This window comes from Cupriavidus sp. 01L46 (genome assembly GCF_056399905.1).
In genome coordinates, this window is record NZ_JBFTSF010000608.1 from 1 (window position 1) to 1,231 (window position 1,231).

Consider the following 1,231-nt stretch of genomic DNA (forward strand, 5'->3'; position numbering starts at 1 on the left):
GGCGCAGGCGCGCCGTTGCGTTCCCTTGATTTGCGTGGCGCTCGGCGCAGGCGCGCCGTTGCGTTCCCTTGATTTGCGTGGCGCTCGCTGCCGCCACGCTGGCGTTGCCGGCGGCAGCGCAGCAGCCATATCCCGCCAAGCCAGTGAACATCGTCGTGCCGTTCCCCGCGGGGGGCAGCTCCGACGCAATGGGCCGGATCCTGGCTGCAGAACTGCAGGCCCAGCTCGGACAGTCGTTCGTCGTGGAGAACAGGGGCGGCGCTAATGGCGGGATCGGCTCCGTGGCGGTGGCACGCKCGGTGCCAGATGGCTACACCTTGTTGATCTCGGGCGTGGGTTCGAACGCGATCAACTACGGCCTCTACAACAAGCTGCCGTATGCGGACAAGGATTTTGCCCACATTTCCTTGCTGGCGACCGGGCCGAATGTGCTGGTGGTGAACCCCGAGTTTCCGGCCAAGACCATCCAGGAATTCCTCAAGCTCGTCAAAGCCTCGCCCGGAAAATACCAGGCTGCCAATTCCGGCAACGGGTCTTCGAACCACCTGGGCATGCAGATGCTCGAGTCGGCCGCAGGATTCAAGATCACGCCCGTGCCCTACAAGGGCGGCGCCGCAGCCATCAGCGACACGCTTGCCGGGCATGTGCCCATCCTCACGCTGAACCAGGACGTTTTGCTGCCGTACGTCAAGTCAGGCAAGCTGCGGCCGATTGCCGTCTTCAGCGCCGAGCGGAACCCCTCCTATCCGAACGTGCCGACCATCGCCGAGTCCGGCTTCCCCGGTTTCTCTGCGGTCTCCTGGTTCGGCCTGGCAGCTCCCGCAGGCACGCCCAAGGCCATCATCGACAAGCTTGCCGCCGCATCGGAAAAGGCGATGGCCAATCCCAAGGTCAAGGAAAAGCTCGAGGCCGCAGGGTTCGTCGTGGTCGGCAGTTCACCCGCCAAGGCGAACGAGTTCGTCAAGGCCGAAATAGAGAAATGGGGCAAGACCGTCAGGGAATCCGGTGCAATGATCGAGTAGGGCCGGCACCAGGCATCACCATGCATCCCCACGCATCACCTCGCATCACCAGGCGGCCTCGGTGGGCCGCATCTCAAGAAATCAGGAGCACAAGCATGACCACGCAGCACCAGCAGAAGACCGGCGCAAACGACAACATCGCATCGATCCGGCTTTCATCGGTGTACCTGCCGCTCGCGACACCCATCAGCGACGCCAAGGTGCTGACC

The 1,231-nt window shown here is 63.6% G+C and carries 1 protein-coding gene; it reads left to right on the top strand.

Annotated features, from left to right (window positions below):
- Positions 1 to 188 precede the first annotated feature (188 nt).
- The gene (locus AC1DS3_RS38815) at positions 189 to 1,022 is read left to right on the top strand and encodes a Bug family tripartite tricarboxylate transporter substrate binding protein (RefSeq protein WP_477129384.1); all 834 of its coding nucleotides are present in this window, start codon (positions 189 to 191) and stop codon (positions 1,020 to 1,022) included.
- Positions 1,023 to 1,231: the final 209 nt, after the last annotated feature.